This window comes from Rhodococcus sp. JCM 9793 (genome assembly GCF_055380405.1).
The window spans coordinates 165,652-180,198 of record NZ_AP043719.1 but is presented as its reverse complement, the minus strand read 5'-3'; the positions used below and the strand labels follow the sequence as shown (position 1 = coordinate 180,198).

Here is a 14,547-nt window from a genome sequence, read left to right as displayed (position 1 = left end):
CACGACCGAGGAGGAATATGACCGTCACCATCGAGCAGACGCACATCGGGTTCAACGACGGGCGCCGTATCGTGCTCGAGGAGAATGATCGGCTACTCAATGCCGTAGCGGCTGATGAGTGGGACAGCGCTGGTGCACTGATTCGTTCTGCCCGAGCAGTTTTCGTCATCGGCGGCGGGCGCAGCGGCCTGGCCATCCAGATGGCGGCCATGCGGCTGATGCATCTGGGACTTCGGGTGCACGTGGCCGGTGAGGTCACCGCCCCGGCCCTCGACTCCGGGGATGTGTTGATCGCGGTCTCGGGCTCGGGAACTACAGATGCTGTCGTGCGTGCCACCGATACGGCGATCAAGGTCGGGGCATCGGTACTGGCCGTCACAGCGGCTCCCGAATCGCCACTTGCCCAGCGCGCACGCGCAGTGCTGGTGCTGCCCGCCGCCGACAAGCAGGACCACAGCGCGGAAATCACCCTCCAATACGCCGGCAGTCTGTTCGAGCAGTCTGTGCTGCTCGCATTCGACGCACTGTTCCACGCGATGTGGAGCGGCGTCCATCAGACCGCCGAGCGGCTATGGGAACGCCACGCCAACATCGGCTGACCCGAGTCACCCACCACCTAGCGATAATCAACCAAGGAGAAACACATGACGAAGCTGCAGGTTGCAGTCGATCTGCTCACCACCGCCGACGCATTGGCGCTCACCAACAAGGTGGCACCGTACGTCGACATCATCGAGCTGGGCACCCCGTTGATCAAGAATGCCGGTCTCAGCGCCGTCAGCGCGATCAAAGCCGCCCACCCGGACAAGGAGGTCTTCGCGGACCTCAAGACCGCGGATGCCGGATTCCTCGAGGCCGACCTCGCCTTCTCTGCCGGTGCGGACCTGGTTACGGTTCTCGGCTCCGCAGGTGACGCCACCATCAAGGGCGCTGTCGAGGCCGGCGCAAAGCATGGCAAAAAGGTGGTCGCGGACCTCATCGGCGTCGCGAACCGCGTCGAGCGCGCCCGCGAGGTCGCCAAGCTCGGTGTCGCATTCGTCGAGATCCATGCTGGTCTCGACGAGCAGGCGCAGCCCGGATACTCCATTCAGGCACTCCTCGACGACGGCAAGATCGCCGGTGTTCCGTTTTCGGTCGCCGGTGGCGTGAAGGTCGACACCATCGCCGCCGTCCGCGACGCTGGTGCGGAGGTCGCTGTCGCAGGCGGCGCAATCTACAGCGCCGAAGATCCGGCCGCTGCAGCGAAGGCACTCAAGGACGCCCTGTCGAAGTAGCCTCATCTATATGAAATGCCCTGAACACGTGAGTGTTCGGGGCATTTCGTGGTCAATTCGTTCCGGATTTCACGTTGGCGTGGTGAGATAGCCCCTCGATCGTTCCCACCAGACCACGTCGACCGTTCCTAGGACACGCACCATATGGCGGGTGGGGTCAGAGCGGGCGCCACACCCGGCCGGTCCGGCTCAGGATCCGTTCCGCCGACGCCGGGCCGGCCGTTCCGGACGGATAGGTGTCCGGTCGACCAAAGGTGCCCCAGTGTTCGAGAAGAGGATCGATGATCCGCCAGGACAATTCGACTTCCTCCCGGCGGGGGAAGAGTGTGGCATCTGCGCGTAGCACGTCACGGATTAGTCGTTCGTAGGCCTCCGGCGCCTCCTCGAACACCGACCGGAAGTCCGTTCCCAGGCTGACCCGTTGAATGTGCATGCCGTCGCCGGGACGTTTGGCGCCGATATGCAGTTCGATTCCGTCGTCCGGCTGAACCCGGAACACGAGCACATTCGAGACCACCGCGACCCGGGCCGCGGGTGAGCCGTGGACCGGGGGCGTGAACGTCACCGCAATCTCGGCAGTCCGACGGGTGAGGCGTTTTCCGGTGCGGATGAAGAACGGCACGCCAGCCCACCGGCGAGTGGCCACACCGACCGTAACGGCCGCGAAGGTTTCGGTGGCCGAGTCGGCAGGGAACCCGGACTCGTCAGCCAATCCTGGTACGGGAACATCGTTCTCGACTCCTGCCCCGTATTGGCCGCGAGCCGATGTCTCCGACAATGGTCCGAGAAGTTCGGTGGCGGAGAGGATCTTGATCTTCTCGGCGGCGATGCTGTCCGCATCGAGCCTGACGGGTTCTTCCATCGCGATCAACGCCAGCAGTTGCAGCAGGTGATTCTGGATGACATCGCGGGCGGCGCCGACTCCGTCGTAGTACCCCGCTCGACCCGTTACCCCGACGCTCTCGGACATAGTGATCTGCACGTGGTCGATGTGCCGGTTGTTCCACAACGGCTCGAACATCCCGTTCGCGAAGCGCAACGCGAGGATGTTCTGCACCGTCTCCTTCCCCAGATAGTGATCAATGCGGTAGATCGACGACGACGGAAACACTCGTTCCAGCGCGGCACCGAGGGTTTGTGAGCTTGCGAGGTCATGCCCGAACGGTTTCTCCACCACTACTCGGCGCCACCCACGATCCCCGCGGTTGAGACCGGCGATTGCGAGCTGACCGCAGACCGTGGCGAACGCCGAGGGTGGGATGGACAGGTAGAAGACATAGTTTCCGGGCTTGCCGCGTCGAACGTCGAGTTCGGCCAGCCGGGCGGCAAGTGCGGCGAACGCGGCGGTGTCGTCGAACGACCCCTGCACCAGGTGAATGCGCTCGGCCAGCGCCTCCCACACCTCCGAGTCGAACGGTGCGCGCGCATGCACAATCACCGCCTCCCTCAACCGGGTTTCGACGTCTGTGCTGTCGCGGGCGAAGCCGACAAGGTCGAAATCCAATGGCAACTGGCCACCGTGTGCGAGGTCGTAGATGGCCGGAACCAACTTCTTGCGCGCGAGATCACCGGCGATCCCGAAGATCACCATCGTCGCTGACTCGGTGACCTGACAGGGATTGCCGATCAACGCCTCACCCACGGCGCCCGATCCCCCTGCCAACGAGTTCCGCTCCTGCACTTCAGAAACCGTCACTTCTTGCTCTCCGTCTTTCGCTCTACCCGCGCATTGAGCCAATGCACCGAATACCAGTGTCGAAGGATGTGCGGTGGAAAGCACTCGGCCGAGCGGCCAGTGTCATCTGCCCGTCCGGTCAGGTGAGGCGAACGTTGAACCCCCGTAGACATAGAACTCGGAAAGACACTGCATATCGAAAGTGGAACGGTGACGATGAAACTGGGACTTGTCGGTCTGGGACGAATGGGACTGAACATGCGCGAGCGGTTGCGCGAACGCGGATGCGATGCGATCGGATACGACCCGAACGCCACCGCCAGCGATGCGAACAGTCTCGAAGCGTTGGTCCAGTTGCTTCCCGCGCCGCGGGCGGTGTGGATAATGGTGCCCGCCGGAGCCCCGACCCGTCAGGTCATCGGGCAACTTTCACGGCTACTCGCACCCGGCGACCTCGTCGTCGACGGCGGCAACTCCCGATTCACCGACGACAAGATCAACGCGGAGATCCTCGCCGAACACGGCATCCGCTACCTCGATTGCGGCGTCTCCGGCGGAGTTTGGGGCCGCAAGAACGGTTACGCGCTGATGGTCGGCGGCGACGCCGCCGACATCGACCGGTTGATGTCGGTCTTCGACGCGCTGCGGCCGGACGGTGACCGCCAGGACTCGTTCGTCCATGCCGGCCCGGTCGGCGCCGGGCACTATACGAAGATGGTGCACAACGGCATCGAGTACGGGCTGATGCAGGCCTACGCCGAGGGGTACGAACTGCTCGCCGCGGAGGAGTCCATCGTCGATGTGCCTGCGGTCCTGCGTGCCTGGTCCAAAGGTACCGTCGTGCGCTCCTGGTTGCTCGACCTCCTGGTGCAGGCTCTGTCCGCGGATCCCGACCTGGCCGCGATCTCCGGCTACACCGAGGATTCCGGTGAAGGCCGCTGGACCGTCGAAGAAGCCATCGCCCACGCAGTCCCCGCACCGGTCATCTCCGCCGCATTGTTCGCGCGATTCGCCTCCCGCCAGCACGATTCACCTGCCATGAAAGCCGTTTCGGCACTGCGCAATCAGTTCGGCGGACACGCCGTCCGGTCCGCCGAACCTGCCGGGACCGCATGAACTTGACAACCTCGACCCGACCTGACGCCGCCCGCGCCCGTGAATGGACGAAGCTGCTGACCCGCCACACCGTCGCGGCGGGAGGCTTCCGGTGATCACTGAATAACCAAATGTGAGTTGGTTTGGGTAGACCGCACAGATCCGGGTGTTGACCGCACGTTTGCGTCCTTCGCGTGCAATGAATGCGAAAGCTCGCTGTTACTCGCTGGTTCGGGCGGGGGTGATCTGGATTTCGTCGAGTATCAGGTGCTTCATGGTTCTTCTCCGTTTCATGTGTGTGCGTGTGGTTCAGAAGAGGTAGGTGTCGCGGTACTCGTTGGTACCGGGACATTCTTCGAGGAAGCTCGCATCGACTCTTTGCTCTCCGCCGGCCCCGAGATCGCGAATCTCTTAGAGTGTGTTTGAAAACCGTCAGCTTCGGGCGAGCCGCCTAGTCATGGTCGCGATCATCGCGATGTGAACCATGGCCTCGTGGTGGTCGGGTCTGGTTTCGTAGTCTCGCACGCAGCGGCGGTGCTTGTTGATCCACGCGAAACTTCTCTCGACCACCCAAACATGTGGACGGACATGGAAACCGGTCACGCCGGGGATACGTTTGATGATCTGCATAGGCAGGGCGAGAACATCTTTCGCCCAGACTGGCAACCGTCCGGGATATCCACCATCAGCCCAGACCAGCCGGATGGTGGAGAACCTGCCGCGCAGTGCGACCAGGAGTCGGTGCGCGGCGTCGCGGTCCTGGATCGAGGCAGCAGTGACGACAACGGCGAGCAACAGTCCGTTCACATCCACGGCAATGTGCCGCTTGACGCCGTTCGTTCTCTTGCCGCCATCCCAGCCGCGGCTCGATCGAGGCACGGTATCGGCAGCCTGCACCGTCTGCGAGTCGATGATCGCCGCGCTCGGGCACCGGTCCCGCCCGTCACGCACCCGCAGCCGGTCGCGCAGCACATCGACGATGCGCTGCCACGCACCGCTGTGAGCCCAGCGGGCGAAGACCGCGTACACCGTCCCGGCCGGCGGGAACTCCACCGGCAGTTGCCGCCAAGCGATACCACCGCGCACGATGTACAAGATGGCATCCACTATCACACGGCGGCAATACTTCTCGGGTCGTCCCCCACGGCCTGCCGTACTGCCCGGCTCAGGCAACAGCGGTTCGAGGGTCGCCCACTCTGCGTCGGTGACCGACGACGAGTACACCGCGCAACCATGTCCGCCCGCCGCCTGGGGCGGGCACGACGGGCATGGCGAGGTCGGCGATTGTCGCATCGTGGGCTCCTGGCTCGGGCGGGGACTTGGTAATCACCGACCCAACCAGGAGCCCACTTCTGCAGTGCTCAGCGAGGCACACGCCCGCAATTGCGAGTTCTCAAACACCCTCTAAGAAGAAGGTTCATGATTACGCGGTCTGGGCGCGCGAGGCACTCGATCTCCAAGGCACCGACGCCCAGGCCGCCCTCACCGCGTGGCAGAAGCTCTTCGGTGACGAGTTCGCTGCCGACGAGGTCAAAGCAGCTCAAGCCTCGCTTGTTCACTCCAAGTCCCTGCAGGCCTCGACCCGCATGGTCCCGGAGCAGACGGCTCCAGACGAAGAATTCATCCACGACAAAGCCACAATCGAGCGGCGGTATGACGCGCGCATCGACGCGACCATCATCGGAAAATACTCCCGGTCGTTGCGCAAGGCCCGCGTCGTACCCCTCGGGCGCGAACTGCGCTTTCACCTGCGAACCGATGTGCCCGAGCCGTACGAAGTGTGGTGGAAAGTCCGCAACCGCGGCACGGCATCCGAGCGTGCCTGCCAACTACGCGGACAAATCATGCGCCACGGTAATGTGAATCGAAACCTTCACAAGGAATCCACCAAGTATCCAGGCCAGCACTACATCGAGGCCTACGTCATCCGCAACGGAGTAGTAGTCGCCAGCGATCACCACGAAGTCCGCATCCTCCCCTGAAACCTCAACGGAAGATACGCTGATCCGCGGGGAGCTGCGACATCGGAATACGCGACATGCACGGCGCAGCTCCTCGCTACCGTGACACATGCAGATCAGACAACGTTTGACCGGGATGAAACCATCGCTGCCTTCATAACCAGCGGTACCTGCCGATAGAATCCGGCATGCCCAAAGCGCTTCCGCCCTCGGATCTCAAGCTGCTGATCGAACCGAACGATGCTGCACCCTCACCGCTCCAGGAGGTCGGGATCGCGTACTGGACGTTGCTCGGTGTCGATCCCGAAACCAACGAGCCGAAGTGGGAACAACGCGTCAGCGCTCTTCCCTACAAGACATGGTCCAGCGGCGCCCACTACGCAGCAGCTGCCGCCGTCACCGCGACGCTACCGGGATACTCGTGCGCAACCTGTGACGCCGAATTGACCTTGACCTCACGACAAGCACTGGCCGATACCCTTGCAGGAAAGGCGGTCGCCTGCCGAGCATGCCACAAACGAGTCGATGAGCAGGCAGCGAAAATCCTTGAGCCACGTTCGCTCGAAAGACGTACCCAACGCGCAGCAGAGGCACTGAAGCAGGAAGCTACCGTGCAGGAAGCACGTGAGCTCGAACAATCGCGACGTGAGGTGATTGCAGACCGATACCCGGTAGCAACCAATGACCAGGAAGATCTCCTGTCCAACGCGTCACTCTTGGCGAAACTGGGAGCCCTGGCGGTGATACACGCCGTCGGCAACAAGGGTGGGTTGATCTATCCGATCGACACAAACGACCAGACAATCGGCCCGAACACTTCGATCAGCAAAGAACTCTTCATCGCCGCCTGGCACGGCGAACTGCTCCAGATCCATCCGACCTCACCGACCGCTGCGTTCGTCTGGGACAGTGACACCGTCCTCGGTAACGGCATCTACTCCCACAACACGCGATTCTTCGCTCCCGGCGACGGAACCCTCGAAGACCGCCTCGAGAGCTTCGTCGACCACCTTCGTTCCCAGCTCGACCTGACTGCGATGTGGTCGACCGAACGCGCCGAGCTGGCCGACCTCGCACACCGTCTCGTTGCGGAAGAAGCCGGCCGATACTTCGTGCACATGCTGCGCGAGCACAACCTGCCGGATCTGACCGAGACCCACGACGAGGCACTTCGGACAACCACCATCCGCGGCGCCACACTATTTTCGCTCGGGCACCTGTACCGCATGGCCTGGGGTGCGGCTCGCGACGCATCCAGCGCCTATCAACGTAACGACGGCATGTCGAAAGCGAACGCGATCACCTACGGGTTGAAGCAGTTCGAACGCTGGATACAACGCGCATCCGACAACCCTGAATCGTTGTCCGCGCCGTTCAGTGAAGACAAACGAAACCTTCCCCTGTCCGCGGTCACCGGGATTGTGTTCCGCACGATCCTAGGTCTCGACCCGATGAGCACGAGCCCCGCAGAGATCACCGACATCCTGATCGGAGCCCCGGATGATGAGCTGCGCCGCGACTGCGACGCGCGCATCCCCGACCGCACTGAGTTGACTGGGTGGATCCGGACATCGACCGATCAATGGGATGGCGGCGAGTTCCGGAAAGTACTGGCATTTCTCGAAGAGTGGACGCCGCCTCTTTGCGCCCCGGGTTGCGCGCACGAACGCATGGATCACGTCGCCCGAGAATGTGGCCGCGTCTATGATCGCATCGTCTCGCGTGTCGGAGAAACCGATGCCGCTATTCTTACCGCCGAAGCAACCGCGGTAGCCAATGCTCTCCATGACGGAGTACGCACCGGCGATGCGCTACTCATGGCGATCGTCGAGACGCTGCAGGCTCACCAGGCGCGGACCTCGAACGAACTGTGACCCCGCGCGAGGCCGCGCGACCCTTCACTTCAGGAGGGTCGCGCGGTCAGCAGCCCGGGGACCGCGCTACGCCCGCGCACCCAGGCTGCCACCGTCGGGTCGATCCAGGACAACACCTCAAACAACTCCCGATGCAACCCGGCGATGTCCTGACCAGTGCTGGCGATCTGCGCACCGTGGATCGGCTCATGATGAGCAATCCGGTTGCGCAGAGTGTTGAGATGGTCGAGCCGGCGATAGACGTCCTGGCGCCGGTTGGGTCGCTGATGCGGATACCCGTGCCGCATACACGGAGTCCACAACGTGGCCTCATAGGTACGGGCATGCAGGAAACGCCAGAACCCGAACATCAACTCCGCCACCACCCTGCCCGGCACCTCCGTGCGGCCACCGCGGGTCGCGCGGCGACGCGCCTCGGCAACATCCTTCTGCGACTGCGGCGTCAACGGTACCGTCAGATACCACGGATCAGCACCGTTGTTGCTGCGGTTCCACCGTTCGAGTTGGGCGTGGCAGGCATTGCGCAGGACCACCTCGAGATAGCCGAGATCCTCGAACACCGCCGCACCCAGACGGGCGTTCCACTCGTACAGATCCAACGCCCGATCGAGGTCACCGCCGGCCGCCGCGGTATACGACGACAAACGCTCCGGCGTCAGGAAGACACTCATCGCCTGGGTCACGGCCGCGCTGCGGTTGGGCATATCCCTCCAGTCCCGATATAGTGGATAGCGAAGACCCCGGAGCGGCCTCTGCACCTCGAGTGCACGTCCCCGGGGTTTTGACATTCCACCACCCGCCCAGGCGTGATCGATCCTCGACCGCTCCGAACAGGTGCCCACCGAACAGAAAACGCGTCCCCTGTCGCGCATGTGGGCATCACTGATCGATGTCGAAAATGCGAGCCGCGTGCTCGCGGATCCGGGTCAACCGTTTCGAGATCGCACTGTGGTTGCGGTAGCCCATGAGCTCGGCGATCTCGGTGAGCTTGGTGACGCCGCTGCGGAGCAGCACGACAATCTCCCGATCGCGTTCGTTGAGCAACGCCAGGAAATCGCCGTAAACCATCCGGTCGATCACTTCGGATTCCGGTCCGTGGACCGGGATTGTGTCGGTCAACTCCACAAAACGCACCTTCACCTTCGAGCGCTTGCTGTAGAGCTTGCGTTCGAAATCCTCCCGCGCGTACGTCCAATGCTCCGAAAAATCATCAGCGACCCGATTCGACCGCACCGCATCGAGAATCGCTCGCAGACGGCCGTCGGCATCTGCTGCCTCCACCGTGCGCCGGACCATCTGCGCAGCCTGATCCTCGCCTTCCCACACCGCACCACCCATACGCGGACTGCCGACCATCACCTGGTCCAGGATCGATCCGTCGTCGAGTTCGGCCGGGACTTCGTCCATATCGTTGTCGACCAGCGGAAATCCCCGCAGTTCGTCTTCGATCACGGCGTTCACCGGGGGAATCCAGAAGTCGAGATTGTGCGCCAGCACCCGGATCGGATCCGAGTCGGAAAAACCCCGAAGGGCAGAGCCAGGCATCAGATGACGCCACACCACCCCGCCCCACGCCCGCGACAGCCGGTCGGCAAAGTCGACCGGCATGTACCCGTCCGGATCGACCCAGTCCGCCAGGAACGGCCACTGCCCACGCTCGCGCAGAGGAAGACCGTGGCGCTCGACCACCGAGCGCGACAACAAATGGAACAACGGCGCATACTCGTAGTACCGCGACGACGTGCGCGGCACGAACACGACATTCACATCACCCTGCCCGGCCACCTTCGCCAACTGCGGCGGCAGATCACCAGTGTCGATGTATCGACGGAACTGGGCGGCCTCCCACAAAAGATTCCACTGGGACATCGCCACCCCCAAGCTTGGCTCGAGGCGATGCGGAAGAGCGATGGCCACATACTCCGGCGGCGCCGGACGGTGCGCACGTGCCACCGCGCGGAAGATGAACCCGGCGCCGGCATTCCACAAACACGGATAGCGGTCCGGGGAAGCATGCTCGTCGTGTGGATCGAGCAGCACCCCCGCCTGCCATGCGGCGCTGTCCTGGGTATGAATATCGCGGTCGGCCACGGTCACATCCGTCGGTGTCTCAAGAGCGGTCATATCCATGTCACGACAGTTGGTCCCGTTTCCGTTCCATCACTATCATGTGACCTCCATCACCGATCTTCGGCTGTGCTGCCGCGCAAAGGCTATGCCACGACCGATACGCCTGAGCGGCGAGGTATCGCCGAACAAGCCTCACCACAACTCCGGCCCGGTCCGAAATGCAAGAGCGTCGAGCTCGTGTGTCGGCCCGGTTGATTCGGTCACCGGGGGAACGACACGCATGGTCTAGGACCAGCGCAACCGCCTGGCGCGCACCCCCTCGTACTTGCGGCCTTGGGCCCGGGTGATCTCCCGCAACCGGCCCGGTTCAACGAAGGACACCAGCTGCCAATCGCCGGCGAAGAGTTCGGCGATCACCGGCGCCGGTCCCCGACCGGCACCGCGCACGCGGCGCGCAGCATCGGCGAGGGTGTGCACATCGACCGAGGTCGCGGCCGGATTCGATCCGGGCACCGAGAAATGCTCCCGGCATTGCCACACTCCGTACATCCCCGCTCCTCGCTCCACCGGCTCGGCCTGTAACCGAACCGCCCGCACCCCGCTGTCCGATGCACAGTGTGTCCCAGAGAGTGGTGCCGAGCAGGTAACGGGTCGACACCCCGTCCGCACCGCCGCCGACAGCGGTCGTCTCGGTGCTCATCCGCCCCATAGATCACGTCGTCGTTCGATACCGTGCCGACTATGGGCACGACCCTGTACGCACCCCATCCCTGGCCGCACATCACCGCAACCCTGCGCGGCCCCGGCCCCCGCCGCGTCGCCATCGCCTACCTCGACCACACCGCCCCCGAACTACTGCCGCTACGCGCCGGAGACCAGCTGATCGTCAACGCCGCCCGACCCACCGTACGCGCGCACGCCACCTCCCCCACCGCCCTCGCCCACTTCCTCGACGCCGGGGTGCGGGTGCTGTCCACCCCGAACCTGCACACCGGCCTGATCATCACCCCCGACCAGGTGATCGTCGGACCCGCCAGCGCCTCGCACAGCTCCACGGTGGCGGACGAAACCGCCCTGGCCACCGATGATCCCGACACCCTCACCGCGGCCCACGTCTTCCTCGACGATCTCGACGACACCACCGAGGTCGACAAGGTGTTTCTCGACAGCGCCACCGAGATCTGGCGGCTCGGCCGTGTCGTACCTTTGGCCGGGATCGGCAGCCGCACCCGCACAGGCCACGACTTCCTCCCCACCCCGGTGCGCCGGATGTTCCTGCGGCATCTCGGCGACTACACGCCGACCGCCGAGGCCGAGCACACCGAGGCCACGACCGCACCGGAAACGAATGGCCCGAACCCGCGGTACCGCACCCAGTGGCTGCGCGACGACACTCCTGGCACCGACCGCCGGCGGTCGTCGACACCGGGCCGGTCCACATCCCGCACACCCGCCGTGCCGTGGCCTACCGGCTACGTGCCCACACCGACCTCGATCCTCTCGCGGTGGCCGACGCCGCGCGCATCCTCGCCGAGCAGGGGCATCCCAACCCGCGCCTGCACCACGATCACCGCGTCATCTCTCCGGGTCTGCGCGCGGCGCTGCTGCGACTGTGGAAGCTGTGACCAGATACGGCGGGACATCACCTCCGGGCAGAGGACACATCGCAGCGACACACCCATAGCCCCCCATAGGGTTATAGCGATGGTGCTGATCGGGACTGACCCTGCCAGTGGAGAGCGACCGAAAACCGTTTGAACAGTGGTAATGACACGTCCCCCATAAGGGTGATGACTATGCCAGCCACTGCGCACATCGGCTCTGGCAATCGGCGGCGCGCAGATCCGCGAGTATGTTCTCCACCGCCTTGACCACTTCCTTCATCAGCCCCAGAACGCCGAGATTCACCGGGAACCGGCCCAGCACGTCGATGCATTCGATAAACCCGGCCTCTCCGTCGACGGACTTCGTGGCCGGCCACGGTCTGACAAGACCGTGGCAGAACACGGCCAGCAGACCCGACGTCGGGGAACAGCTCCATCCCGATCATGAACCTCGGCCGCCGGCGAGACCTACCCCAACAGCAACGTCATCGCGACCAAGCCCGATCGTCGCCACTCCATGTGAGGTCCGCACCTCACATGCGACCGCCACACTGCCGTTCACCCCAACGTCAGATCGAAGTCATCGAGGAGCGAAGCGGCCACCGCCTCGCGTGCCCATCCATCAATGTCGAGCGGTGCCGAACGCACCACCGTCAACGCCGGCACCGTTCGTCCATCGATCAGCATCAGCGCGAGTTCGTTTCGTCCGTGTCGGCACTCGTATCGAATCCCCTGCGCCGCAGGGGTGTTGGTTAGAATGTCGGTCGCGGTCCGACGAGTCTGCCCGTAGTCCCGCCAGGTGCACGCCGTCAGGGAGGCATCCTGGCCGAGCCGGATCAGGTTCCGCTGCCCGTCCAGCACTGCGATGTCGACGTCGTCGTCCAGCACGAGTTGCGTCAAGGACTTGCCGGTCATGAGCCGCTTTCGGATGATTAAGTCCGGTGGGATGTCCTGACCACGAAGGACGCCTTCGGCGACCACCGCACCCACAGACAACCCGAGATACAGGTAACCGCCCAGCGCGGCCCCACCCGGGCACACGGCCGGGTCGTGAACCGGCTCGAAACGCCCCTGTGTCGGGATGACCGTCGTGCGGACGTCGAGGGTGCGTGCATCAACCCAGGGCGCGATGTTGCTGCGATTGAAGGCGTTCGGAGGATATGCCGAGGACGTCCAGTGCACCCGCCATACCGGTGTTCCCGCCGCGATGGTGTCGATGTTCGCCGGATTGCCGTTGTAGGCCCCCACTCCCCTACATTCCCCGCTCGGCCATGCTGATCATGTTGTCGACGGCGATCTCGGTCAGATCGCCGTCCTCGAGTTCCTGCAACGGGGTACGGCCGTCGAGGATGTCGGACGGGGTGCGCCACCAGGATGTGACCCCCCACGGGTCCTCGGCAGCCCCCAGCCTGCTGTTGGCGTACGCCACGATCGGCCACACCCGGTGGTGCACCGTGTCGAACTGGAACGCCGGATAGTGATAGTCGGGGCGGCGCCCCAGCGGCAGACCGAGCAACACACCGTCGTCACGTAACTTCTTCACCAGGGTCCGCGATTCTCCCGCCCGCGGTGCCAGCACCCGGCCTGCCTCCCCTGCCTTGAGGGTGTCCACCTTGTCGAGCAACGACTGCTGCCGCTCTGCCGCCACCTCCGACCGGTCCTCGGCTCGGGTCCTGGCCGGGTCGGCGAACGCCTCATCGAGAATCAGCTTCGCGATCAGCGCCCACTCCTGTCGCGGCGCATTCCGGGTCACGTACTCCACGAACCCGCCGGCCACGTCCACGCCACGGCTCTCGCCCGCATGCGCGCCACTCAACCGGTAACCCCGTCCCGCGACCACGCGCGACGCACCCCCGCTTTTCGAGGTCGGCGCCTTGATCACTTTCCGCCGTGTTCGATTCTCGGTCATCCCACACCTCCGATACGTGAAGTACGTATTCACTATCGTACTCCACGTACATCCGGGCAGCCCTCGGATCGAGGTCTTCCCGTCACACCCGCCCCAGCCGACGAAATCCAGGCTATGTGCCACACCGCATGCGGGCTGCACATGCACCACGCAGTCGGGATGTGACCGCTATCGTGACCAATAATCCTCGACGCGGCGGCCCGCCCGGAATCCGACATGCTCCACTATCGCCACCGCCTCCGGGAAGTTGCCCGCAAGCGCTTCGGGAACATGCGCATCACTGCCGAACGAAATGGCCTGACCGCCTTCCTCGAACCACCATTGCGGAATCCACGGCCACAACCGTCGCGTGTTCATCTCCAACACTCGCCCAGCCTGGGCAAGTGCCCGCATCGCACCCCGGAACCCTTCCTCGAATCGTCGAGGATCGAACGGACCAACAGCAGCACTCGGCCAGGCCCGCACCGCATAGTCGATGTGACAGAACACCTCGAACTCCTCCGACCCCGCCACCATGCGGGGAATCTCCTCGAGATACGCCCACATCACCTCCTCAGTGGGCCACATCCGGAACAACGTGTTCGGCTCGTACCGATCATCACCGACCGCGAGCGTGTGCAACGACCCGTTGACCCGATCGAAGACGGACAAGTCAACGAGCTGCGCCGCCTGACGGCCGAACACGTGCGGTTGCCCGAACTCCACACCGGTCAGAATCGTCAACTGCGGGAATCGGAGGCGGCACCGCGCGATGCTGCCCATGTATCCGTCGACGTCCAACGGTGGCGGGCGAAGATATCCGTCCGGATCGAGCATCGACTGCTGGTGCGGCATCAGGTCATCGCCCGTGGGCGCCACGCATCGTCGAAGTCGAAATGCTCGGTGAACACCACCGCAGACAGACCGATCCGCACGGCGCGCTCACACATCAGCTCCATCCGGCCGGCCGCACACGACGTCGGACCGCCGGTGTCCCACGACCATTCGCTGTGCATGGCTATCAGCCGGAAGAAGCATGGCCTCGATGCTCGCACGAATCAACCAATGCGGATCTACTAGAGACGATGTAGCGATCGTCTACGCCT

General features: G+C 64.0%; 16 protein-coding genes. 6 read left to right on the top strand and 10 right to left on the bottom strand.

Annotated features, from left to right (window positions below):
- Positions 1-17: 17 nt before the first annotated feature.
- Both hxlB and hxlA read left to right on the top strand, forming a co-directional pair.
- Positions 18-599, top strand: a complete 582-nt coding sequence (hxlB, locus tag ACZ46K_RS01635; RefSeq protein ID WP_464743485.1) for a 6-phospho-3-hexuloisomerase — start codon at positions 18-20, stop codon at positions 597-599.
- A 45-nt stretch (positions 600-644) separates the two neighbouring features.
- On the top strand, positions 645-1,274 hold the full coding sequence (gene hxlA, locus ACZ46K_RS01630) for a 3-hexulose-6-phosphate synthase (RefSeq protein ID WP_054805206.1): 630 nt from the start codon (positions 645-647) through the stop codon (positions 1,272-1,274).
- 157 nt (positions 1,275-1,431) lie between these two features.
- On the opposite strand, the gene zwf is transcribed toward hxlA, so the two are convergent.
- Positions 1,432-2,970 (bottom strand): glucose-6-phosphate dehydrogenase, encoded by a 1,539-nt coding sequence (zwf, locus tag ACZ46K_RS01625; protein WP_054809624.1) that lies wholly within the window; start codon positions 2,968-2,970, stop codon positions 1,432-1,434.
- Positions 2,971-3,165: 195 nt separating this feature from the next.
- Between zwf and gnd the strand changes: the two genes are divergently transcribed.
- Entirely contained in the window at positions 3,166-4,065 is a 900-nt protein-coding gene (gene gnd, locus ACZ46K_RS01620; protein ID WP_054805213.1) for a phosphogluconate dehydrogenase (NAD(+)-dependent, decarboxylating), read from the top strand.
- 411 nt (positions 4,066-4,476) lie between these two features.
- Here the strand turns inward: gnd and ACZ46K_RS01615 are convergent, their stop codons facing one another.
- A complete protein-coding gene (locus ACZ46K_RS01615) occupies positions 4,477-5,268 on the bottom strand; it encodes an IS5 family transposase (protein WP_054805207.1) in 792 nt (263 codons plus the stop codon).
- Positions 5,269-5,363: 95 nt separating this feature from the next.
- On the opposite strand from ACZ46K_RS01615, the gene ACZ46K_RS01610 reads away from it, so the two are divergent.
- Both ACZ46K_RS01610 and ACZ46K_RS01605 read left to right on the top strand, forming a co-directional pair.
- On the top strand, positions 5,364-6,026 hold the full coding sequence (locus tag ACZ46K_RS01610) for a nucleotide-binding domain-containing protein (RefSeq protein ID WP_054809623.1): 663 nt from the start codon (positions 5,364-5,366) through the stop codon (positions 6,024-6,026).
- A 167-nt stretch (positions 6,027-6,193) separates the two neighbouring features.
- Entirely contained in the window at positions 6,194-7,879 is a 1,686-nt protein-coding gene (locus ACZ46K_RS01605) for a hypothetical protein (protein WP_464743483.1), read from the top strand.
- Positions 7,880-7,908: 29 nt separating this feature from the next.
- On the opposite strand, the gene ACZ46K_RS01600 is transcribed toward ACZ46K_RS01605, so the two are convergent.
- The 3 genes from ACZ46K_RS01600 to ACZ46K_RS01590 form a co-directional block, all read right to left on the bottom strand.
- On the bottom strand, positions 7,909-8,583 hold the full coding sequence (locus tag ACZ46K_RS01600) for a hypothetical protein (RefSeq protein ID WP_054805211.1): 675 nt from the start codon (positions 8,581-8,583) through the stop codon (positions 7,909-7,911).
- A 175-nt stretch (positions 8,584-8,758) separates the two neighbouring features.
- Positions 8,759-10,003 (bottom strand): sigma-70 RNA polymerase sigma factor region 4 domain-containing protein, encoded by a 1,245-nt coding sequence (locus ACZ46K_RS01595; protein ID WP_464743480.1) that lies wholly within the window; start codon positions 10,001-10,003, stop codon positions 8,759-8,761.
- Between the two features lie 231 nt (positions 10,004-10,234).
- Positions 10,235-10,498, bottom strand: coding sequence for a hypothetical protein (locus tag ACZ46K_RS01590; protein WP_464743478.1), 264 nt, complete (start codon positions 10,496-10,498; stop codon positions 10,235-10,237).
- A gap of 192 nt (positions 10,499-10,690) precedes the next feature.
- On the opposite strand from ACZ46K_RS01590, the gene ACZ46K_RS01585 reads away from it, so the two are divergent.
- The gene (locus tag ACZ46K_RS01585) at positions 10,691-11,707 is read left to right on the top strand and encodes a hypothetical protein (protein ID WP_464743476.1); all 1,017 of its coding nucleotides are present in this window, start codon (positions 10,691-10,693) and stop codon (positions 11,705-11,707) included.
- Positions 11,708-11,743: 36 nt separating this feature from the next.
- On the opposite strand, the gene ACZ46K_RS01580 is transcribed toward ACZ46K_RS01585, so the two are convergent.
- From ACZ46K_RS01580 to ACZ46K_RS01560, 5 genes are all read right to left on the bottom strand, one after another.
- Positions 11,744-11,875, bottom strand: coding sequence for a hypothetical protein (locus ACZ46K_RS01580; RefSeq protein ID WP_464743474.1), 132 nt, complete (start codon positions 11,873-11,875; stop codon positions 11,744-11,746).
- A 236-nt stretch (positions 11,876-12,111) separates the two neighbouring features.
- Positions 12,112-12,801, bottom strand: coding sequence for a hypothetical protein (locus ACZ46K_RS01575; protein ID WP_464743472.1), 690 nt, complete (start codon positions 12,799-12,801; stop codon positions 12,112-12,114).
- Between the two features lie 4 nt (positions 12,802-12,805).
- Positions 12,806-13,462: a hypothetical protein gene (locus tag ACZ46K_RS01570; RefSeq protein ID WP_054810475.1), complete on the bottom strand. Its 657-nt coding sequence runs from the start codon at positions 13,460-13,462 to the stop codon at positions 12,806-12,808.
- Positions 13,463-13,630: 168 nt separating this feature from the next.
- Complete coding sequence (locus ACZ46K_RS01565; protein WP_464743470.1) at positions 13,631-14,296, bottom strand: PHP domain-containing protein; 666 nt, start codon at positions 14,294-14,296, stop codon at positions 13,631-13,633.
- Positions 14,296-14,457: a hypothetical protein gene (locus tag ACZ46K_RS01560; RefSeq protein WP_464743468.1), complete on the bottom strand. Its 162-nt coding sequence runs from the start codon at positions 14,455-14,457 to the stop codon at positions 14,296-14,298. The genes ACZ46K_RS01565 and ACZ46K_RS01560 overlap by 1 nt, the downstream gene beginning before the upstream one ends.
- Positions 14,458-14,547: the final 90 nt, after the last annotated feature.